We start from the raw sequence: 802 nt of genomic DNA on the forward strand, positions 1-802 counted from the left end.
ATTAACCTACTTTGAAGTAAGCGTACAATAAATGTCCCCGTGCCTGTAAATGGCTCAAGAATGTGGACATTTTCATCTGTTAAGCTGATACCAAATTCTTGTCTTAAAGCCGCCTCGGCACTATGCACAATAAAATCTACTATCTCGATTGGCGTATAGACAATACCTAGGCGCTCTGCCATCTTCGGGAAAGCGAGCTTAAAGAATTTGTCATAAAGCTCTATAACTATTTTCTGCTTTCCTTGAATATTGTCTATCCCACTAGCACGAAGTTTTACACTCTCATAAAATCTCTCTAGCTTCTGGGTTTCTTTAGCTAATCCCTGCCCCTCTAAAGCAGATATCATTTTCTGCATAGCAATAGAAACGGGATTAGATTTGGTAAATTCATAATCAGCAAAGAGAGCTTCAAAGATGGGTTTGGTAATCAGATGCTGAGATAGCATCTCAATGGCATCGTCTTCTTGAAGGCTTGGGTTAATAATTTTCTGTAGGCTGTCAACAAACTTGTCGAATTGCTCTTTTACTTTACTATCTGTCTTTAAAATTCCTTTGATTCTGGTAGTATGCCGATTCGCAATATCGGCGACATCTTTTGCCCAGTCTTCCCAGTAACGGCGCTCACCGCACTTGAGCACAATCTTGGCATAAATTGCCTGTTTCCATTCTTCTATTCCAGGGAAATTTAAGTTTAATTTTAATTGTGTACCTACTGTTTCAGTATCGCTACTGCCATTTCCCACGCCTATTATATTTATTTGTGGAGGGGGGTTGTTATTTAATTCTAGTTGGTTTATAATTA

At 38.8% G+C, this 802-nt stretch carries 1 protein-coding gene; it reads right to left on the reverse strand.

The genetic code is table 11. The features are described 5' to 3' along the window. On the reverse strand, positions 1-802 hold an 802-nt coding region (locus tag NZM05_12615; protein ID MCS7014457.1), incomplete at both ends, for a hypothetical protein.

The organism is Chloroherpetonaceae bacterium (genome assembly GCA_025056565.1).
Lineage (GTDB): Bacteria > Bacteroidota > Chlorobiia > Chlorobiales > Thermochlorobacteraceae > Thermochlorobacter.